The following is a 20,740-nucleotide window of genomic DNA, read 5'->3' on the forward strand; positions in this document are numbered from 1 at the left end:
TCGTTCTTTCCTCGTGCGGACGATGCCCCGAACATACGCGCGTTTCAAACAATTGTCACATACGTTTGTTTGAAACATCTGTAATAAACGTGCGTATGGCGCGCTGCTAGGGTGCAGGAGTGGGAACCCGGGAAGACCTCCTCGCCGCGGCCAAGCAGTGCCTTGCCGAGCGCGGTTACGCACGAACCACCGTGCGCGAGATCGTCGCCGCCTCCGGCAGCAATCTGGCGGCGATCAACTACCACTTCGGCACCCGCGACAAGTTGCTCAACCAGGCGATGATCGAGTCGAGTTCGGAAGCGGTGCAGCGGATCGCCGCGGCGCTGCCGGTCGACGGCTCCGCCGCTGCCCCGGCGGCACGCCTGGAAGCCTTCTGGCGCGAACTGATCGCGTCGTTCACCGCGGATCGGCCGCTGTGGTCGGCGAACGTGGAAGGCATGGCGCAGGCGCTGCACTCCCCCGAGGTGCGCGCGGAGTTGGCCGTCGCCCAGCGACGCGCACGCGAAGAGATCTGGCAGCTGTTCGGCCCCAGCCGCGGCGCCGAAGCCGACCGCGCGATCGGCGCGGTGTTGCACGCGCTGATCGGTGGCCTCATGGCCCAGTGGCTGATCGATCCCGAGCACGCCCCCTCGTCCGACGATCTGATCGCCGGGCTGCGAGCACTCGCCGCCGAGAGCGGCACCGACTGAACCCCCGCATCCGAGTCCGGGTTTTCGCCTTCCGCAAGCCGCCCGCGAAGTGGCCTATCCCACGGCATGGGTAGCCATGGGTCGCCCGCCGATGTAGAACTCTCGGAAAACGATTCGCACCACTCGGTGCCGAGGCTGGATGGGAACAATGCTGAAGCGGCCGCCGGACCTGGCCTTCGACCTCGGCAAGATGCACCGCAGGCGAAACGATGTGGTGGCCGCGCGCGAGGCGTTCCAGATCGCCATCGCCTCCGGTCATCCGAACTGGGCGCCCCTGGCCGCCGCGGAGCTGGGCGGACTGCTCAGCGCGGCGGGTGACAAGCCGGCCGCGGAAGGCGCCTATCACGTGGCGGTCGATTCCGGCCACGAGGACGCCGCACCGCGCGCCGCCTACAATCTCGGCCTGCTGCTGGCCGAGCGCGGCGACACCGCGGCGGCCGAGGCGATGTACGAGCGCGCCGCCGAGTCCGGGCATCCCGATGCCGCGCCAAGGGCCTGGATCAATCTCGGCTACTCACGAGCCAAGCGCGGCGACTCGGACGCGGCGCGCACGGCCTACGAGCATGCGATCGGCTCCGGTCCCGGCGACATCGCCCGGCTCGCCCTGTCCAACCTGGCCTACCTCTTGCGCACCGAGGGCGACCTGGACGGCGTGAAAGCCGCCTACCGCGCTGTCATCGACGGCTGGCCCGGGGATCAGTCCCTGGTCGCCGCGGGCGATCTGGTCCAGCATCTCAGCGAGGCGGGCGATCTGGTGGGGGCCAGGGAGGTCAGCCGGTCCATGGCCGAATCGGACGATCCCGCGGTCGCCGCTCGAGCCAGTGTCGACGTCGGGGTGTTCAGCGACCGGCTAGGCGAGCCGGAGGTGGCGCTGGCAGCCTTCCAGCGTGCGCTCGATTCGATTGATGCCGAAGCCCGCACGCGGGCGGCGGCCGCTCTCGCCCCGATCTACCACGAGCGCGCCGCGACCGTGCTGCGCGAGACGGACTGGGCTGGGCTGGCGCACGCCCACGGGTCCGCGGGCGACGCTCCCGCCATGCTCGCCGACCTGATCAGCGCGACTGTCGAGGATCAGGCGCGCGGCACGGTCTTCCTGTTCTCCTCGGTGCTGCACCAGGGGTCCATCTACTCCGTCACCGCGCCCGCCGCCGAGGTCGTGCTCGGCGCCCTGCTGCACGAGCGCACCGACGTGACCTACACCCGCGCCTGGCTGCGTGAGCCGCAACCGCTGCGCTTGGAACTGCTGAACTGGCTGCACGAGGTGATCGCCACCGCCGCATGGCAATCCGCCGCGCAGGACGACGCGGAGTTCATCCCGGCCGATCGTGCCGCCACGGCGGCCTGCTTGGCGCTGGTGCCCCATGTGCGCGCCGCCACGTCCGCCGCGCTGGCGATGGCCGAGGTCGACTCGGTCGCCGACGCCGCCACCGAGGTGCTCGCGACGCTCAGCACGTTGGCCGCCGTCACCGAGTGATCGCGCGCAGCACCGCCGCGACCGACTGCTCGGCGAGTTCCTCCGACAGCGGCAGGTGCCCGAACAGGGCCCGGTAGTAGATCGGCGCGGCGATCGAGTCCAGGACGAAATCGAGATCGATGCCGGGATCTACTTCACCGCGCGCGATGGCCGATCGCAGCGCCGCGGCCGTGGTCCGCCTTCGCGGTTCGAACACGGTGGCCAGGAAGTGGGCGCGCAACTGCTCGTCGCCGGCCAGGTCCGCGACCAGCGCGGGCAGTACCCGGTGCAGCGAGGTATCGCGCAGTGCGGCGACGAGTTCGCGCATCGCGTGCATCAGGTCGGCGCGCAGGTCACCGGTGTCCGGGGTCGGTCGCAGGCCGAGCAGGTCGGCGACGACGTCGACCACCAAGTGCCGCTTGGACGGCCATCGGCGGTAGATGGCGGGACGATGCAGGCCCGCCCTGGTGGCGACCCGGCCGATGGACAGGTCGGCGTATCCGACCTCGTCGAGCAGTTCGCGTGCGGCGCCCAGCACCGCGGCGTCGATGCGGTCGTCGCGGGTTCGTCCCGCCATCAGAAGACCGGCCGCGGCATCAGGACGACCCGCCAGCCGTCCGGGTCGGGAAAGGTCAAGCCGCCGTTGGCCGCCCAGAACGGATTCTCGGCGGCCACCGGTTCGACGCCGAACTCATCGAGCCGCTGCGCCACGTCGTACATGTGCGACTCGCCCTCGAAGTAGAGCACCAACAGGTTCTCCGCGCTCGGCGCATCGCCGGGGCTGCCGTCCACGTGCGTGGTGAACTCCAAATGGTATCCGGCGCCGGGCAATCCGAGCATCACCCCGTCGTACCCCGCATGGTCGTGGAATCGGTAGAGCTCGCGCAGGCCCAGCCCTTCGACATAGAACCGCACCACCTCGTCGAGCCGGTCGGTCGGGCGAGCGATCCGGACCTGCGCGACGCGCAACGAGTCCGGCCAGCCGTTATCGGTATTCATAACACAACAATACAGTACGTACTGTATCGAAATTGGCCGTAGACAGCCCGAGGGCCGCCCCCGTCCGATCGAACGAAGGCGGCCCTCGGTGCGCTGATCCGCCCTACCTCACTCGGCGGACTCCACCCGCCTGCGGATGCGGCGAGCCGCGGCGACCAAGTTGCGCAGCGACGGCTCGAGCTGCCAATAGTGGCGAGTCTTCAGGCCGCCGTCCGGATTGGCCCACAACCGCTGCGGCGTCACCGCTTCCGCGGCCGCGGTGAGCAATTCGTCCAGCTCGTCGATGTCGGGAATGCGCGCGGACCGGCTCTCGTACACACCGGGGCCGACGCCGTGGCTCAGGCCGTGCCCGGAGGCGCAGTCCTCCTTCAGCGCACGCAGCACCCACTCGATGGAGCGGGTCGCCACGATGGCGGTGACGTCGGCGTCGAGTTGCTCGATCGCCTCGACCACTTCGGCGCGGCCGGAATAACCGATGTGCGTGTGGATCTGCGTCTCGGCCTGCACCCCCGAGGTGGCCAGCCGGAACGCGCCGATCGCCCAGCGCAGGTACTCCGCGCGGCCCTCCGGGCGCAGCGGCAGCATTTCCCGGATCGCGGGCTCATCGACCTGGATGATCGAGATGCCCGCCTTCTCCAGGTCCACCACCTCGTCACGGATCGCCAGCGCCACCTGGTCGGCGGTCTCGTGCAGCGGCTGGTCCTGCCGGACGAAGGACCGGGCGATCATGGTGACCGGCCCGGTGACCATGCCCTTGACCGGCTTGTCGGTGAGCGACTGCGCGTAGCTGATCCACTCCACCGACATCGGCGCGGGGCGCGACACGTCGCCGTAGATGATCGGCGGTCGCACACAGCGGGAGCCGTACACCTGCACCCAGCCGAAGTGGGTGGTCGCGAAGCCGTCGAGCAGCTCGGCGAAGTACTGGATCATGTCGTTGCGCTCGTGCTCGCCGTGCACCAGCACGTCCAGGCCGATGTCCTCCTGCAGCCGGATCGTCGCCTCGATCTCGGCCTCGATCCGCTTGCGGTAGTCCTCGTAGGACAACCTGCCCTCGCCGAGTTCGTAGCGCGCCTGGCGGATCCCGGCGGTCTGCGGGAAGGACCCGAGCGTGGTCGCGGGCACCGGCGGCAGGTTCAGCTTGCGCTGCTGAGCTTCCCGGCGCACCTCGTAGGGCTCCCGCGAGCGCATGTCCGGGGTGATCGCGTAGACCCGCTGCCGCACCGCGTGCTTCTGCTTGAAGTGCACCTCGGTCGGCCGCTTGCGCCACTTGTCCGACGGGCCCTCGGTGAGCGCCTTGGCGAGCGAGACCACCTCGCCCACCTTCTGCTTCGCGAAGGCGAGCCGATCGGCGACGTGCCCCTCGATGTCGTATTCGATCAGCAGGTCGTAGGGCACGTGCAGCAGCGTGGTCCCGGTCGAGACGACCAGATCCGGGCACACCTCGGCCAGTTCGTTGAGGTATTCCAGCGTGACGTAGCGGTCCGCGCGCCACACGTTGCGGCCGCTGATCACGCCCGCGTACAGACGCTTGCGACGGATGCCGGGAATCTTCGCCAGATCCTCCGGCTGGATCCGATGGCTCGCGAGGTCCAAGCCGATCGCCTCGACGTTGGTGCCCGCCAGGATGGTCAGCGCCTCCCCGAAATCACCGTACTGGCCGGTGACCAGGATGCGCGGGCGCAGCGGGGCCTTGGCCAGGCGCTGATAGGCGGCCTCGAACGCGGCCAGCTCGGCGGGCGTGCGCTCGCTGGTGAAGGCGGGCTCGTCCAGCTGCACGCAGGTCGCGCCGCGCTTGGCGAGGATCTCGAACAGTTCCTCGTAGACCGGTAGCAGCTTGTCCAGCAGGCTCAGCGTGTCGAATCCGCCCGACTCACCGGGGATGTGCCCGGCCTTGGACAGCAGCAGCAGCGACACCGGGCCGAGGACGACCGGACGCAGTTCGATGTCGGCCGCCTTCGCGCGATCGAACTCGTCGAGCAGGGCCTCGGGATGCAGCGAGAACTCGGTGCCTGCGTCCACTTCCGGCTGCCGGTAGTGGTAGTTCGTGCCGAAGAACCGGACCAGTTCGAGCGGCGGCAGGTCGGGGCGGCCGCGCGCCATCAGGAAATAGAAGTCCAGCGGATGCAGGTCGTCGCGGTAGGGCTCGAACCGCCGGGGCACCGCGCCGAACAGCAGCGCGTTGTCCAGGACGTGGTCGTAGAACGAGAAGGTGTTGCCGGGCACCTGGGTCAGGCCGGTGGCGGCCAGCTCGTTGAACTGGGTCTCCTGGATCTCGCGACCGACCGCAAGCAGCTCCTCGCGGTCGAGCGAACCGTGCCAGTAGGCCTCCAACGCCCGCTTGAGCTCGCGGTGCGGTCCGATTCTGGGATACCCGAGAATGCTCGACCCGTAGCCGTCGGTCACGTTCACCATGAGCGGATTACCTTCTTTCGATCACCTGCGCGGCCCGCCGAGATCGACGGGTCGATCCGGCTGCGCTCTGGATACCCAGCCGCGCCGTCGACATGGCCCGGCTGTTGTGCAGCTTATGCCGACTGCCGTCACCGGCTCGGCAACACCAACTTCTGGTCGATTCTCCGCATCGAGGTCGGGCAGCGCCGCTGTCTACCGCGAGAGCGCGTCAGGTGCTCGTCTCTCCCTGCCCCGTCGAGTGCGAGTCTTACGAGCACCGTTCGCGGCCCGTCTCGCGTCCGAGTGTCCGTTGCGCATGCGCCGCAGGCGCGAGCAGCGGACGCTCGGACGCGAGACTCCCAGGGGCCGCGAACACGCAGCGCCGCAGGCGCTGCAAATCAGACACGGTACTGGTAGAAGCCCGCTCCGGTCTTCTTGCCGAGCAGGCCCGCCTCGACCATGCGCATGAGCAGCGGCGGCGCCGAGTACAGCGGCTCCTTGAACTCGCCGTACATCGAGTCGGCGATGGACTTCACGGTGTCCAGGCCGACCAGGTCGGTGAGCGCCAGCGGGCCCATCGGGTGGGCGCAGCCGAGCACCATCGCCTTGTCCACGTCCTCCTTGGTCGCGAAGCCGGACTCGACCATGCGGATCGCCGACAGCAGATACGGCACCAGCAGCGCGTTGACCACGAAGCCGGAACGGTCCGCCGACCGCACGACCTGCTTGCCCAGCACGTCGCCCGCGAAGGCCTCGGCCCGTACGGACACCGACTCGCTGGTCTTGAGCGTGGTGACCAGCTCGACCAGCGGCAGCACCGGGACGGGGTTGAAGAAGTGCATGCCGACCACGCGCTCGGGGTTCGCCGTGGCGACCGCGATCTTCATGATCGGGATGGACGAGGTGTTGGAGGCCAGCACGGCCGAGGGGTCGGTGACGACCTTGTCGAGCTCGGCGAAAATGCTCGTCTTCACCTTCTCGTCCTCGAGCACCGCCTCGACCACCAGCTGGCGGTCGGCGAAGTCGCCGAGATCGGAGGTGAATCGCAGCCGCCACGCGGCCTGTTCGCGTTCGCGCTCGGTGATCTTCCCGCTGCTCACGCCGCGATCGAGGGACCGGAGGATGCGGGCGCGGCCCGCAGCGGCCAGTTCCCGGGTCTGCTCGAACACCAGCACGTCGATGTGCGCCCTGGCACACACCTCCGCGATTCCGGCGCCCATCTGGCCGGCGCCGATAACACCGACGCGTTGGATCTTTTCGCTGCTCACGTCCCGCTCCTGCTGGGTTGTCTGGCTCTGGGGTGGCTGGTCTGCAAAGGTGTCGCTCCGGTGTGAGCGTGCCCTTCGATGGTCCAAGGTATAGGGATGCCCTCCCCGCCGGGGCTGTTCAGCGGGGAGGGCAGTACACCCCTACCGGAGTAGAGGAATGTCGGTTTTCACGTCGGGAACCTCACTTCCCTCGGCAAGCACCTGATCTGGATTTCGAATGCCCCGCGCATCGCGGCCCGCGACGCGCGGGGCATTCGACCAGCCGCGACCGAGGCGCGGCCTTTCAACTCAGTGGAACTGACCTTCTTCGGTCGAGCCCTTCAGCGCGGCCGTCGAGGTGTTCGGGTCCACGGTGGTGGCGATGGTGTCGAAGTAGCCGGCGCCGACCTCACGCTGGTGCTTGATGGCGGTGAAGCCACGCTCGGCGGCGGCCTTGAACTCGCGCTCCTGCAGGTCGACGAAGGCGGTCATGCCCTCGCGGGCGTAGCCGTAGGCCAGGTCGAACATGCCGTAGTTGAGCGAGTGGAAGCCGGCCAGGGTGATGAACTGGAACTTGAAGCCCATCGCGCCGAGCTCACGCTGGAACTTCGCGATGGTCGCGTCGTCCAGGTGGGCCTTCCAGTTGAAGGACGGCGAGCAGTTGTAGGCCAGCAGCTGGTCCGGGAACTCGCCACGGACGGCCTCGGCGAACTTGCGCGCGACCTCGAGGTCCGGCACGCCGGTCTCCATCCAGATGAGGTCGGCGTAGGGGGCGTAGGCCTTGGCACGCGCGATGCAGGGCTCGATGCCGTTCTTCACACCGAAGAAGCCCTCGGGGGTGCGGGTGCCGTCCAGGAACTCACGGTCGCGCTCGTCCACGTCCGAGGTGATCAGGGTGGCGGCCTCGGCGTCGGTGCGGGCGATGATCACCGACGGCACGTCGGCGACGTCGGACGCGAGACGCGCGGAGGTCAGGGTGCGGATGTGCTGCTGGGTGGGGATCAGCACCTTGCCGCCCAGGTGGCCGCACTTCTTCTCGGAGGCGAGCTGGTCCTCCCAGTGCACACCGGCGGCGCCGGCGGCGATCATGGCCTTCTGCAGCTCGTAGGCGTTCAGCGCGCCACCGAAGCCGGCTTCGGCGTCGGCGACGATCGGGGCCAGCCAGTTGGAGACGGCGGTGTCGCCCTCGACCTTGGCGATCTCGTCGGCGCGCAGCAGCGCGTTGTTGATGCGGCGGACCACGGCCGGAACCGAGTTGGCCGGGTACAGCGACTGGTCGGGGTAGGTGTGGCCGGACAGGTTCGCGTCACCGGCGACCTGCCAACCCGACAGGTAGATGGCCTTCAGGCCGGCACGGACCTGCTGGACCGCCTGGTTGCCGGTGAGGGCGCCGAGGGAGTTGATGTAGTCCTCGTTGTTGACGAGATCCCACAGGATCTCCGAGCCGCGGCGAGCGAGGGTGGCCTCTTCGACGACGGTGCCTTGGAGCTTCGACACCTGCTCCGCGGTGTAGTTACGGGTGACGCCCTTCCAGCGGGGGTTGGTGTCCCAATCCTGCTGGATTTCCGCGGCGGTCCTCGGGGTGCCGGTGGTCGACATCTGTGACTCCACTTCTTCGTTCGGTCCATGCCGCCCGGTCGAGCTACGAGGCAGCTCGTACTGCTGGAGCGGCAATTTGCAGGCTTGCTAGGCCCTTGGGGTGTACTTCCACACGATGGCACACGAAGAAATAGCCGTCTACCTGTTGTTAGTGTGAATCTAAGCTAGGTTTTCCGCACTCTTTGCTAACCCTGCGAAATTTGCCACCGAATTGCAAAGGTGCAATCTACTGGCCGGTAGTGCTGACGTGCGGTTTTAGCGTAACGCTTGTACTGTTAGCGATCGACGGGCGGTCCGGTTCCGGCTCGCCCGGCCATTCCCCACTGTGAGCACCTTCACAAGTCCTGGCGGGCGCCCTTCGTGTGGGCCACGCCACCCGGGGCGGCCCGCGCGCGGTCGACTCCGCGCGGACCGCCCAGGCAAGGAAGCGCCGAGAACCACGCGGCTAGCGGGAGCACTCCGGTTCATCGAGCACTTCACACACGCGCGTGGCATATCCGGCCGGGTGCGTGAGATTCCCGTTGTGCCCGCCGGGAAATTCCACCACCGGCACACCGCGCAGTGCCGCCAGCTCGTGGGCGCACTTGTAGTCGAAGACCTGTCGCGCGGTGGTGCGCCCACAGGCCGGGACTATCCGCACCGGGGACCGCCACAGGGCCGCGACGTCCAAATGGTCCTCCCTGATCGCGGTGAAGTCGTGCCCGAGGAAGTATTCGAAGTTCGCGGCGCGGTCGGGGCCGAGCGGGGGCGCGGTCACGCCGGGTTCGCGCTCCTGGTTCTCCGGATCGATCCCCAGCGTCCGCACCATCGGCGCCAGCGCGGCCCGCCAGCCCTGCGCGGCGAACACCCGCTGACAATGTTCGAGTTCACCGAGCTGGGCGGCGCGATCGGCGGCGGCGAGCAGCCACGGCGTGACGGGCTCGTGCGCGATGAGGGTGTGCAGGCGATCCGGGCGCCGGACGGCCAGATGCAGGCCGATGGCTGCCCCCATGCTGCAACCGAGCATGCGCACCGGCTCGTCGGTCACCGCGTCGAGCAGGCGATACACGTCGTCGGCGTGCGTGGCGACCGATGCGGACACGGCCGGATCACGCGGAGTGCTGCGGGACAGTCCACGCCGGTCGTAGGTGAGGACGGTGAAACGCTTCGCCAGCTGCTCGACCAGATCCCCGCTGCGCCGCGCGTCCCCCTCCCCACTCTGCGCTATCAGCAGCATCGGCCCGCTGCCGCGGATTTCGTAGTAGAGGTCGGCGCCGGAGACCTCGATGGTGCCGGTCGAAATAGTGCTCATGACAGCGAAACTAATCCATTAATTCAGATACATCAATATGGATGCATCTGAATTGATGTAATCTTCCGGTCGTGGACGGAGTCGAACTGTTCCTGCTGGGCCGCACGCTGATGAAGATCGGGGAGGAGGCGTTGCCGACAGCCGGGCTCGGCGGCGGGCACCGGCCCGTGCTTGTCGTGTCCAGCGACATCCTCGAGCACCCGGACAGCACCGTCGGCGAGATCGCCGCGCGCACCGGGCTGCCGCAGAGCGCGGTATCCACCGCGGTCGCCCGGCTCAAGGAAGCGGGCTCGATCACCACCGCGGTCGACCCCCGCGACCGGCGGCGCTCTCTGATCCGCGCGGCCGACAAGGTGTCACCGCGGGTCGCCGAAGTGCGGGCGACACCCGTCGACGACGCGGTAGCGGCGGCACTGACCGACGCAGACCCGGCCGTCGTACGCGAGGTGCTCGACGCGCTCTGGACGCTGGCCCGTCACCTGCGGCCGCGCGAGCCCCGCGCCTAGCTCCGACCTCGCTTACGCACTGTTCCACGGCCGATGCTGTCGCCCGGAATCCGGCGTGATGCGCCCGGCTGCGACCGCGACTGTGCGATCAGGGGAACTCCGCCCGCCCGCGTAACGGGCTCCACACGCGCGGCTCGCAAGGGAACTCGAGACGTAAACACCTTCATCGCAGCCGTACGCGCCAACCATCTGCTGACGAGTGGCACATCAGCGAGAGCCGTACTCGCATTTCGCCACAGCCATGTGCCACTCGTGGGTTCAGGGGGAGGTGGGTGGTGGGTTGAACGTGCGCCAGTGTTCGGCGATGTCGATGCGGCGGGTGATCCAGACTTGGTCGTAGGACTGGATGTGGTCGAGTAGGCGCTCCAGGGCGGCGGTGCGGGCGGGGCGGCCGATGAGGCGGCAGTGCAGGCCGATGGACAGCATTTTCGGGCTGCCTTCGGCGCCTTCGCGGTAGAGGACGTCGAAGGCGTCGCGCACGTGCGTGAAGAATTGGTCGCCGGTCGGGAAACCCGCCGGTGAGGCGAATCGCATGTCGTTGGTGTCCAGGGTGTAGGGCACCACCAGGTGGTCGTGGCCGTGCACGCGCACCCAATAGGGCAGGTCGTCGGCGTAGGAGTCCGCGTCGTAGACGAACCCGCCGTGCTCGACCACCAGTTCCCTGGTATTCGGCGAATCGCGGCCGGTGTACCAGCCCCGCGGCGCGGCGTCCGTCAGGTCGGTCAGGATTCGCACCGCCTCGGCCATGTGCGCGCGCTCGGTGTCGCGATCGGTGAGCTGGTAGGACTTCCAACGCAGACCGTGGCAGGCGATCTCGTGGCCGAATTCCCGGAAGGCCGCCACCGCCTCCGGGTTGCGCTGCAAGGCGCGTGCGACCGCGAAAATCGTCAGCGGCAGTCCGCGCCGTTCGAAGACGCGCAGCACTCGCCACAGCCCGGCGCGCGAGCCGTACTCGTAGAGCGACTCCATGCTCATATGGCGGTTCGGGAACGCTTCGGCGGGCGTCATCTCCGACAGGAACGTCTCGGAGAACTCGTCGCCGTCGAGGACGTTGTTCTCGCCGCCCTCTTCGTAGTTGAGCACGAACTGGACCGCGATCCGCGCCTGCTCCGGCCATTTCGGATCCGGCGGCCGGGAGCCGTAACCGACGAAATCCCGTGTGCCTTCCGACGCGCTCATCCGCCGAGCTCGCCGTACAGCCGCAGCCGCGCCAGTCCGCCGTCCGGGTAGATGTCCAGGCGAACCTCTTCCACCGACGCGGCCATCGGCGCGATCGGGAACCGGTGCCTGGTATCGGGTTGTAGCGCGGTGCGCGGCAGCAGCTCCAGTTCGGTGCCGTCGCTGGTGCGTCCGGTGAGCCGGGCCGCGCCCGGGCTGTTGCCCAGGAAGTAGGAGGTGTCGAGTTCGGCGAGCCGGATCAGTCCCGGTCCGGCCAGGCGGACGCGCACCCAGTCGTTGCCGTCGTCCCTGCGGCGGGCGGTCTCCCAGCCCTCGCCCATGGACCGGGCCCGCCCGGGATAGAGCAGCTGGTTGGGCGAGCTGTAGAAGCGGTTGGAGCAGTCCAGCACCAGCGCGCCGTTCTCCAGCGCGGCCAGATCGAGCGGGCCCAGGCCGAGCAGCCGCGGATCCGGCCGCCCCTCGCCGTGCACTCGCAGCCTGGCCACGCCGCCGTCCGGGTGCATGGTGAGCTTCACGTGCGTCCAGCGCTTCTCGTTCTCGACGGCGAACTGGTTGCGGCTGTCGCCGGTCACCGGAGAGCGATCGACCAGCATCACCCAATCATCGCGCGCGGCTACGGTTTCCGCGGGCGGGTAGTCCTCGATCTCCAGCGCGGACACCGAGACGGCCGGTGGGTAATTGCCCGTGAACCACGCCGTGTCCACGACGATCCCGCGGATCACGCCCGGCACGCCGAGCCGCACGATCGTGGAGTCGTCGCCGGGCTGCCCGCGGTGCCTGCGTGTCTCCCAGCCGTCGTAGATCTGGCCCTTGTGCCCGAAGCTGGACGGCTGGTATAGGGCGGGACCAGGGTTGATCAAATTCTCCTTCTCCGCGAAGAATTCGTCGTTCGCCCAGATCACCGAGCCACCGAGCGGCCGGACCGCCAGATCCGGCAGCAGCGTGAACTCCTCGTCGTCGCCCCGGTCGCGCATCGCGCCTCCTGTGTCTTTCGCAACCGCCCCGTTCGGATGACCGATCACGTCACCTCCGTCGGGATCGGCGCGCGTGCCGCAAGCGCCCGCAGGACCGCCTCGGTCAGCTCGGGAGGCCCTGCGTCCGGGCGGGCGCCGCAGTCGATCCCGCGCAGCACGGTGACGGCCAGCGCTTCCGCGGTGGCGGGCTCGTCGACGACGTCACCACCGCGCCGGGCCAGATAGTCGCGCAAGCGCGGCACCGCCACATCGATCGCCCGGCGGAAGAAGTCGTAGGTGGCCAGCCAGCGTGTGACCAGGTGACCCGGATGCATGTCCCACCCTTGGTAGTACCCCCGCCGCAATGCGCGGGCGACCAGCCGGTGGTGGTTGCGCAGCGCGGCCTCCGGGTCTGCGCCGGGCACGATCTGGGTGGAACCGTCACACAGCCACACCCCGGTCTGCGCGGCCGCCACCTGCATGACCGCCTTCGCGTAATCGGCGGCCGGGTGGTCGAGCGCTTGGTCAGGCGCGGCGACGCCGCAGGCGGCGGTGTAGTCGTAGGTGCCGAAATGCAAGGCGCTACAACGGCCTTCGGACACAGTGAGCATGGGGGCCACCGGCGCGGTGCCGTCCGCCGCGAGAATCGCCTGCGGGCTCTCGATCTGCAGTTCGAAGCGCAGACTGCCCTCCGCTATGCCGTACGCGCGTTCCAGCCCGATACACAGCTGAACCAGAGCCGTCACCTGCTGCACAGCACGGATTTTCGGCACGGTGAAGACGAATCCCTCCGGCACTCCGCCCGCGCTCTCCAACACGAGGTCGAGCGTGCGCAGCGCACGACGACGCTCGCCGCCGGCCAATCCCTTCATCCGGATGCCACTGCGGGCCGGGCCTGCGCAGCGCCGCGCCCAGGCCGCGAGCACGGCGCCCGCCGCCGAGGCCGCGCGGTCCTCCTCGGCGTCGGCGCGCATGCCGTAGCCGTCCTCGAAGTCGATACGCAAATCCTGGACCGGGTCCGCTTCCAGCCGCTTGCGCACGTCGGGCAGCGAGCCGGTCTCGTCCAGCGTGGCCAGCAGATCGTGGTGGCGGTCGAGCAGTTCGACCGCGGTCGCGCCCCATTCCCCTGGCGTCTCCTCGGCGACCCGGTCGGCCGGGACGTAGACGGTATGGATCGGCTGCGACCGGCCATTCGATCCGGGATATCTGCGGCGCAGTTCGGCGTCGACCGCGTCGAGCGTCGACTCGATCCGCGCGCGAACGTTCTCCGGAACCTTCATCGTGACCCCTTCTCCCGCAGGGCGGCCCAGACCCGGTCCGCGGTCATCGGCAAGCGGTCCAGCCGCACGCCCACCGCGTCGCGGATCGCGTTGGCCAACGCCGGTGCGACCGGGTTGTACGGCGACTCGCTCATCGACTTGGCGCCCAGCGGGCCGAGCGCGTCGGCCGTCTCGGCGAAGTACACCTCCGTGCGCGGCACGTCGGCGAACTGCGGCACATGGTAGTGCCGCAGGATTCGCGCACCGACCACCCCGTGCGCACTGCGCATGTCCTCGTACAGCGCCGTGCCGATGGCCTGCGCCGCACCGCCCTCCACCTGCCCGCGACACTGCACCGGGTTGAGCACCGTGCCCGCGTCGGCGGCCTGGATCGACTGGAGGATGCGCACCGAGCCCGTGCCGGGGTGCACGGCGACGCGGAAGGCGTGCACGTTGAAGCTCACCGACCTGGGGCTGCCCCCGTGCTCGGCGTGGGCGGTGAGCTCGCCGCCGGTCAGCAGTTCCTCCGCGCCGAGCAGCCGGTCACCGCAGAACACGCCGCCCGGACCGGGCACGCAGTCCCGCTCCGGGACGCCCGTCAGCTCCGCCGCTCTGGCCAGCACGAGCCCGCGCAACGCGCAGGCCGCCGCGTACACGGCTTTGCCCGCGACCACGATGCCGGTGGAGCCGAAGGCGCCGGTGTCGTAGTCCACCAGGTCGGTGTCGGCGTGCCGGATCACGATGCGGGCGACCTCGGTGTCCAGTGCGGTGGCCGCGAGCTGCGCGTGCACCGTCGTCGTGCCGTTGCCGAATTCCGCCGTGCCGACCCGGATCTCGTAGCGGCCGTCGGGCAGCAGCGACACCGCCGCCGACGACCGGTGCCCGCGCGGCGGGACGGTCGCGATCATCGCGGCGGCCATGCCGGTGCCGATCCGCCACTCCGGGCCGGGCGCGTGCACGTCGTTGCCGCGCAGCAGCGCATGCTCGGCGAGATCGAGACATTGGTCCAGGCCGTAGCTGCCGAAGATCAGGTCGCCCTCGTTCACCGCGGCGCCGACGAACCGGTCGCCGGGCGCCACGACGTTGCGGCGGCGCATTTCGAACGGGTCCATGCCGATCGCGTGCGCCAGCTCGTCCAAGGCCGACTCGACCCCGAAGATCACCTGGCCGAGGCCGTAACCGCGGAACGCGCCGGAGGGAACGTTGTTGGTGTAGACCGCCTGCGCGTCGACCCGCTTGTTGGCACAGCGGTACAGCTCGACGGACTCACCGACGCCGTGATACATCACCCCGCCGCTGTGATTGCCGTAGGCGCCGGTGTCGGCGAGCACGTCGACGGCCAAGGCGGTCAGCACACCGTGGGCGTCGGCTCCCGCCGTCACCGCGACCCGCATCGGATGCCTGCACGTCGCGGAGGTGAACTCGTCGGAGCGAGAGAACTCGTACTGCACCGGACGGCCGGTCCGCAGCACGGCCAGCGCGATCAGATCCTCGGCCAGCATCTCCTGCTTCGCGCCGAATCCGCCACCGACCCTGGCCGCGAACACCCGCACCTGCGCCGAGGACAATCCGAACAGGCGGCACAGTTCGTCGCGCACCAGGAACGGCACCTGGGTGCTGCACCGGATGACCAGCCGCCCGGCGTCGTCCAGCCATCCGACTCCGCCGTGCGTCTCCAGGTGCACGTGCTGTGCGCGTGGCGAATACCAGACGCCGCGCACCACGTGGGCGGCGGCGGCCAGACCGGCCGCGACGTCGCCCACCTCGCCGTGCAGCTCGGCCACCAGGTTGCGGCCGGGATCGGTGATCCGGGCCGAGGCCGGTTTGTCGCCGTGCAGTTTCGGCGCGTCGGCGCGCAGCGCGTCCTGCGGATCGAACACCGCGGGCAAGGTCTCGTAGTCGACGACCAGCAGACGGCATGCCGCGCGCGCGATGGCGACGCTGTCGGCCACCACCGCGGCCACCCGCTGCCCGACGAATCGGACGGTCCGGTCGAGCACATAGGTGTCGTCCGGGTCGTCGGTGCGCAGTTCGTGCCGCGCGGTGGAGAACGGCACGTCCGGCGCGTCGGCGTAGGTGAGTACCGCGTGCACGCCGGGCAGCGCCTCGGCGGCGGCGGCGCCGATCGCGCGGATGCGCGCGTGCGGGTGCGGACTCGTCAACACCGCGAGGTGCAGTGGGGCCGTCGGCGGCGCGGAGGCATCGCCCGGTCGCGGTCCGCCCTCCCCGCGGGGTTCGACCGGCAGATCCAGGGTGAACGGCTCGCTACCGCAGACGATGCGCGGCCCGGCCGGAGCGCCCACACCGGCGCCGGCGGCGGTCGTCTCGGTTCGATCGGGGGCGACAGCGGCAGGATCGTCCGGGGTGAGCGGCTCGCCCAGCGCGGTGCGGATCGCGCGGTACCCCGTGCAACGGCAGAGGTTTCCCTTCATGAGTTCGGCGAGTTCGTCGCCGGACATGCCGGCCTGCTCACCGGCGGCGCATCCCAGCCCGGCCGCCGTGACCACCATGCCCGCGGTACAGAACCCACATTGGAACGCGGCCTTGTCGACGAATCGGCGCTGCACCGGGTGCGGGTGCTCGGGGGTGCCCAGCCCGGCCGCGGTGGTGACGGAACGTCCGGCGGCGCGATAGGCGGGGAAGACGCAGGAGTGCACGGTCATTCCGTCCACCAGCACCGAGCAGGCCCCGCAATCGCCTGTGTCGCATCCTTTCTTCACCGCCAGGGCGCCGCTGTCACGCAGCGCGGTACGCAGGCATTGACCCGGCCGCGCGTCGATCTCGACGGACTTGCCGTCCACCTCGAATCGCATCACTGCCCCCGCAGTTCCCCGGCGACCTCACCGGCGAGCCGCCCCGCGACGTGGCTGCGCCACTGCGGCGACCCGTGCGGATCGTCGAACCAGAGCGCGGGATCGATCGTGGCCATGGCGTCGTGCAGCGCGCCCTCGCTCGGCGGCGCGGCGAAGTCCAGCACAACGGGCCTCGTGGTGGCGGCCGTGATGGTGACCGCGCTGCGGCCGCCGCGTTCGCGCCGCCCCATCACCACGGCGCCGGACCGGCCGAGCGGCGCGAGCGCGATCTTCCGGAAGCTGGTGTGCGCCAACAGGCTCGACCGCGGCAGGCGAATCGATCGCAACACCTCCCCGGGGCGCAGCACCGTGCGCCCAGGACCGATGACGAACTCGCGCAACGGGATATTCCGATCGCCCCCGCCCGCTGCCCACACCACCGCCATCCCGTCCAGCGCGACCAGCGCGCCGAGCACCGCGCCCGCGGGCAACGCGAGACAGACGTTGCCCCCGACGGTGGCGGTGCGCCAGATCTTGTGCGAGGCCAGCAGTGCCCGGCAGGACTGCGCGAACAGCGCGGTCCCCGGCCACAGCTCGCGCAATACCGGCGTCCCCAGCTCACGTCCTGGTCCGGCTCCGGCGAACTCGGCCAGGGTGCAGGTCGCGGCGATCTCCAGTCCGTCGTCCACGATCTCGAACGCGGGCCACCCCAGGCCGGTGATGTCGACCAGGCGCACCAACTGCTCCTGCGGCTCGGAGAACAGGAAGGTCCCTCCGGCGAGCACCGCGGTCGAAGGGCCGAGCACCGCCAGGTCGTCGCGCTCGCGCGCGAGGACCACTTCGCGAATCGTGTCCAGGTCCACGTCTCACCTCGTTCCTGCCTCTCCGTCACCGTAGAGCCAGTCGGTTGCCGCTGTATTGCGCGCGACGCATGTCAGATTGCGCGGCCGTTACCTCGCCGCACGACGACCACCCGCGGCCCGGGAACCATCCCCGTCGAGCGCTCCGCGGGCGTGCCGTCCACGACACCACGGCTCACGCCCGCCTCGACGGGCCGTCCGAGCCGACCTTGCTTCAGTATTGCGCGTCCCGCCTGACCAGGCACGACACCTCGCCCACATCCGCGAGGGAACTTCGGCCCCGGCCGAGTCGCTCACCCGGCTCTGGCGAGCAACGCCGCCTGGGCTCGCGCCACCTCGACGGCGACCACATCCGTGTCGACCGTTCTGACCTCGCCGTCGCGCACCACCTCGCGCCCGTTGACCAGCAGCGCGGCCAGCGGTGGGGCCGAGCCGAGCACCAGGGCGGTCACCGGATCCTCGATCCCGGCGTGCGCGGCCGTGTCCAGCCGCCACAGCGCCAGATCCGCCAGCTTGCCCACCTCGATCGAACCGATCTCGGCCGCCCGCCCCAGCACTCGCGCGCCGCCCATGGTGGCCAGTTCCAGCGCGGTGCGCACGGTCATCGCCCGCGGTCCGCCCCGGTTGCGCGCCCACAGCAGCGCGTGGCGTGGCTCCTCGATCATCGAACCGGCCTCGTTGCTCGCCGCTCCGTCGACGCCGAGCCCCACCGGGACGCCCGCGCGCACCAGGTCGGCGGTGCGGGCGACGCCCGCGCCCAGCCGCGCGTTCGAGGTGGGGCAATGCGCCACGCCGGTACCGGTTCGCGCCAGCGCGTCGATCGCGGCGTCGTCCAGGTGGACGGCGTGCGCGTACCAGACGTCCGGACCGAACCAGTCGAGCCGCTCCAGGTACTGCGCGGGCGTGCAGCCGAAAGTCGCCGCGCAGTAATCCTGCTCATCGACGGTCTCGGCGAGGTGGGTGTGCAGCCGGACTCCGGTGGCGCGGGCCAGCGCGGCCGACTCGCGCAGCAGTTCCGGCGTGACCGAGAACGGCGAGCAGGGCGCCAGCGCGATCCGCACCATGGCGTCGAACGACGGGTCGTGCCAGCGCGCGACGGCCTCCGCACTCGCGGCGAGGATGTCGTCGAGGCGCTCCACCAAGTGATCGGGCGGCAACCCGCCCGCGCTGACCCCCAGGTCCATCGATCCGCGACAAGGGTGGAAGCGCAGGCCGACCTGCGCCGCCGCGGCGATCTCGGCGGCGAGCGGATCACCGCCGTCGCGCGGGAACACGTAGTGGTGATCGGTGGTGGTGGTGCACCCGGTGCGCGCGAGCGCGGCGAGCGCACCCGTGGCGGCCACCCGCACCCCGTCCTCATCGATGCCCGCCCAGGCCGGGTAGAGCGTGGTGAGCCATTCGAACAGCGTGTGGTCGGTGGCCAAGCCGCGGGTGATCCATTGATAGAGATGGTGGTGGGTGTTCACCAGCCCTGGCGTCAGCAGGCAGCCGTGCCCGTCCACCCGCCGCGCATCCGGGCCGAGTTCCGGCGCGTCGCCCGCGCCGACCGCGTCGATCCGGTTGCCCCGCACCACGACGTAGCCGCGGTCGTACTCGGTCCCGTGCGCGTCGATGGTCGCGACGGCACAGTCCGCGATGACGGTCACCTGGTCCACGCGGGCCCCGCTTCCGGCGCGTCGGCACGTGCCACGGTGGCGTGGATCAGCCCGTAGGGCCGGTCGTCGGCGTGGTAGACCTCGCCGCGGTTCTCGAGGCCGAAGCGGGCCAGGTCGTAGTCGAAGTGGTGTTTGTTCGGCGCCGCGAGCCGGATCTCGGCCAGCACCGGGTACGCCACCAGCGCGGCCTTGCCCATCTCGAACAGCGTCTGCTGTAGCGCCTTCGAGTGCAGCGTCGCGAAGGTCTCCACCAACCGGGCCCGCACTCCGGTGTAGACCTCGTCCCAGTCGACGCCTTCGCTGCCCGCGAAGCGCCACTCGGCGACCAGCGAGGTGGCCAGCATCCGGTCGTGCGTCGGCGCGAGCACGGTGAAGTCGTCGGTCAAGAAGTCCGCGAACTCCGAGCCGGTCGACTTCAGGATGGTGAGGTCCTTCACCCCGCCGACCACCCAGGCCCGCCGATCGGCGCCGCTACCGGCCACGGTGACCGCCGCGGTGCGCACCTCGGTCCCCCGGCGCACCCAGGTGTGATCGTGCTCGACGCCGCCCACCGACACGCGCTCCCAGGCGTATTCGTCGACCTCGACGCGTGCGCTGCGCACCGGCTCGATCTCGGCGACGAAATGATCGGCCAGCGCCAGCGCGTAGTCCTCGATGGTCCGCAGGCCCGCCCGCTTCGCGAAGGCGTAGGCGGTGTGCTTCTGCGAGTCGGTGGGCAGGACCTTCGCCTGGTCGCCCGCGATGTACGCGTCGGCGAAGTCGCCACGCAGCACCGTGGAGACGTTCACGTCACGGATCTCGTGCCGTGCGCCCTCCCGGTAGATCCGGACGATCCGGTTCTCCGCCTTGCCGTATCGGTGGTCGGTCAGCACGATCGGCCCGGTCAGTTCCATGCTCGGCTCAGCTCCCTCGATAGGTGGAAAAGGCGAACGGCGACAACAGCAACGGGACGTGATAGTGCCGCTCCTCGGTGACGACGAACGCGATGACCACCTCTGGATAGAAGGTTTCGACGTCCCGGCCCGCGAAGTAGGCGCCGGTGTCGAACACCAGGCGATAGGTTCCGGGTGCGAGCGCTTCGCCCAACGCCCCGACCCGTCCGCCGACATCCGTTTCGCCCGAATCGAGTCGCCGATCCTGCCGGTACAACGTCACCGTGACGCCCGCGGCGGGCGCACCGAGCACCGCGTCCAGCACGTGGGTGCTCAGTGTGCTCATGGCCGCCGCTCCAGCAGCGCGCGCAGCCGGATGCGGTTGATCTTCCCCAGTTCTGTTCGCACGACACGCCTTTCGGTCTCGGGATCATTGCGCAGCCGGGCATTGAGCAGTGCGAGCAACTCCTCGGCCGACCTTCCGCTCGCGCACACCAGGTAGATATGCCCGAACCGTTCCTCATAGGCGCGGTTGCCCGCGGCGAGTGCCGCGCGTACCGCGTCGGCCGCTCCCGCCACCCCGGCCTGCTCCCGGGCCGACGCGGCGGAGTGCGGCCGCTCCCCGATCCGGGGATGCCCCGCGAGCGCCAGGTCGAGTTCGGCCTCCGGCAGTCGCGCCGACGCCGCGTCCGCCGCGTCGAGCAGCGCCGCCACACTGCGGTACGGACGGCCCTCGACCAGCGACCGCGCGAAGCCCGGCGACGAGCAGCAGCCGAGCACCGCCCGGTAGGCCGCGTCGTCGGACAGCGCGTCGAACGCCGCGATTCCGGGTCGCTGATCCGTCATCGGACCAGCATCGAATACGACCCGGTGAGCCGCCACCCGAACGGGATGGATCACGATCGGCGTGTCGCGCGCGCCGACACGGCGGGACCACGTCTGAGCACCGGATTTCCATCGTGCGGCGCAGACCGCCCGGTATTACCTTCTTA

At 69.9% G+C, this 20,740-nt stretch carries 18 protein-coding genes; 3 read left to right on the forward strand and 15 right to left on the reverse strand.

Annotated elements, in window-relative coordinates:
• Positions 1-119: 119 nt before the first annotated feature.
• Both LTT66_RS09125 and LTT66_RS09130 read left to right on the forward strand, forming a co-directional pair.
• Entirely contained in the window at positions 120-689 is a 570-nt protein-coding gene (locus LTT66_RS09125; protein ID WP_233065870.1) for a TetR/AcrR family transcriptional regulator, read from the forward strand.
• 139 nt (positions 690-828) lie between these two features.
• A complete protein-coding gene (locus LTT66_RS09130; RefSeq protein ID WP_233065872.1) occupies positions 829-2,163 on the forward strand; it encodes a tetratricopeptide repeat protein in 1,335 nt (444 codons plus the stop codon).
• Here LTT66_RS09130 and LTT66_RS09135 read toward each other — a convergent pair.
• The 6 genes from LTT66_RS09135 to LTT66_RS09160 form a co-directional block, all read right to left on the reverse strand.
• Positions 2,153-2,719: a TetR/AcrR family transcriptional regulator gene (locus tag LTT66_RS09135; RefSeq protein WP_233065874.1), complete on the reverse strand. Its 567-nt coding sequence runs from the start codon at positions 2,717-2,719 to the stop codon at positions 2,153-2,155. The genes LTT66_RS09130 and LTT66_RS09135 overlap by 11 nt on opposite strands.
• Positions 2,719-3,141 carry a VOC family protein gene (locus tag LTT66_RS09140; RefSeq protein WP_233065876.1) on the reverse strand — a complete coding sequence of 141 codons (423 nt, stop codon included), beginning with the start codon at positions 3,139-3,141 and terminating at the stop codon, positions 2,719-2,721. The genes LTT66_RS09135 and LTT66_RS09140 overlap by 1 nt, the downstream gene beginning before the upstream one ends.
• Positions 3,142-3,249: 108 nt before the next feature.
• Positions 3,250-5,556, reverse strand: a complete 2,307-nt coding sequence (gene metE / locus LTT66_RS09145; RefSeq protein WP_233065878.1) for a 5-methyltetrahydropteroyltriglutamate--homocysteine S-methyltransferase — start codon at positions 5,554-5,556, stop codon at positions 3,250-3,252.
• Between the two features lie 377 nt (positions 5,557-5,933).
• Positions 5,934-6,803: a 3-hydroxybutyryl-CoA dehydrogenase gene (locus LTT66_RS09150; protein ID WP_269822000.1), complete on the reverse strand. Its 870-nt coding sequence runs from the start codon at positions 6,801-6,803 to the stop codon at positions 5,934-5,936.
• A gap of 288 nt (positions 6,804-7,091) precedes the next feature.
• Positions 7,092-8,381 (reverse strand): isocitrate lyase, encoded by a 1,290-nt coding sequence (aceA, locus tag LTT66_RS09155; protein WP_195066410.1) that lies wholly within the window; start codon positions 8,379-8,381, stop codon positions 7,092-7,094.
• A 445-nt stretch (positions 8,382-8,826) separates the two neighbouring features.
• Entirely contained in the window at positions 8,827-9,672 is an 846-nt protein-coding gene (locus tag LTT66_RS09160; protein ID WP_233065880.1) for an alpha/beta fold hydrolase, read from the reverse strand.
• Positions 9,673-9,743: 71 nt separating this feature from the next.
• On the opposite strand from LTT66_RS09160, the gene LTT66_RS09165 reads away from it, so the two are divergent.
• A complete protein-coding gene (locus LTT66_RS09165; protein ID WP_233065883.1) occupies positions 9,744-10,178 on the forward strand; it encodes a MarR family winged helix-turn-helix transcriptional regulator in 435 nt (144 codons plus the stop codon).
• Positions 10,179-10,436: 258 nt separating this feature from the next.
• On the opposite strand, the gene puuE is transcribed toward LTT66_RS09165, so the two are convergent.
• The 9 genes from puuE to uraD form a co-directional block, all read right to left on the reverse strand.
• Positions 10,437-11,357, reverse strand: a complete 921-nt coding sequence (gene puuE, locus LTT66_RS09170; RefSeq protein WP_233065885.1) for an allantoinase PuuE — start codon at positions 11,355-11,357, stop codon at positions 10,437-10,439.
• Positions 11,354-12,331, reverse strand: coding sequence for an allantoicase (alc, locus tag LTT66_RS09175; RefSeq protein ID WP_233065887.1), 978 nt, complete (start codon positions 12,329-12,331; stop codon positions 11,354-11,356). Before alc ends, puuE begins: the two co-directional genes overlap by 4 nt.
• Positions 12,332-12,375: 44 nt before the next feature.
• Positions 12,376-13,590, reverse strand: a complete 1,215-nt coding sequence (locus LTT66_RS09180; RefSeq protein WP_233065889.1) for a DUF6986 family protein — start codon at positions 13,588-13,590, stop codon at positions 12,376-12,378.
• Positions 13,587-16,382 carry a molybdopterin-dependent oxidoreductase gene (locus LTT66_RS09185; protein ID WP_233065891.1) on the reverse strand — a complete coding sequence of 932 codons (2,796 nt, stop codon included), beginning with the start codon at positions 16,380-16,382 and terminating at the stop codon, positions 13,587-13,589. Before LTT66_RS09185 ends, LTT66_RS09180 begins: the two co-directional genes overlap by 4 nt.
• Entirely contained in the window at positions 16,382-17,224 is an 843-nt protein-coding gene (locus LTT66_RS09190; protein ID WP_233065893.1) for an FAD binding domain-containing protein, read from the reverse strand. Before LTT66_RS09190 ends, LTT66_RS09185 begins: the two co-directional genes overlap by 1 nt.
• 290 nt (positions 17,225-17,514) lie before the next feature.
• Positions 17,515-18,876, reverse strand: coding sequence for an 8-oxoguanine deaminase (locus LTT66_RS09195; protein ID WP_233065895.1), 1,362 nt, complete (start codon positions 18,874-18,876; stop codon positions 17,515-17,517).
• Positions 18,864-19,769, reverse strand: a complete 906-nt coding sequence (gene pucL / locus LTT66_RS09200) for a factor-independent urate hydroxylase (protein ID WP_233065897.1) — start codon at positions 19,767-19,769, stop codon at positions 18,864-18,866. Before pucL ends, LTT66_RS09195 begins: the two co-directional genes overlap by 13 nt.
• 7 nt (positions 19,770-19,776) lie before the next feature.
• Complete coding sequence (gene uraH, locus LTT66_RS09205; RefSeq protein ID WP_233065899.1) at positions 19,777-20,094, reverse strand: hydroxyisourate hydrolase; 318 nt, start codon at positions 20,092-20,094, stop codon at positions 19,777-19,779.
• Positions 20,091-20,594 carry a 2-oxo-4-hydroxy-4-carboxy-5-ureidoimidazoline decarboxylase gene (gene uraD / locus LTT66_RS09210; protein WP_195066402.1) on the reverse strand — a complete coding sequence of 168 codons (504 nt, stop codon included), beginning with the start codon at positions 20,592-20,594 and terminating at the stop codon, positions 20,091-20,093. Before uraD ends, uraH begins: the two co-directional genes overlap by 4 nt.
• Between the last annotated feature and the right edge of the window lie 146 nt (positions 20,595-20,740).

The sequence above is a fragment of the Nocardia gipuzkoensis genome, from assembly GCF_021183645.1.
GTDB classification, from domain to species: domain Bacteria; phylum Actinomycetota; class Actinomycetes; order Mycobacteriales; family Mycobacteriaceae; genus Nocardia; species Nocardia abscessus.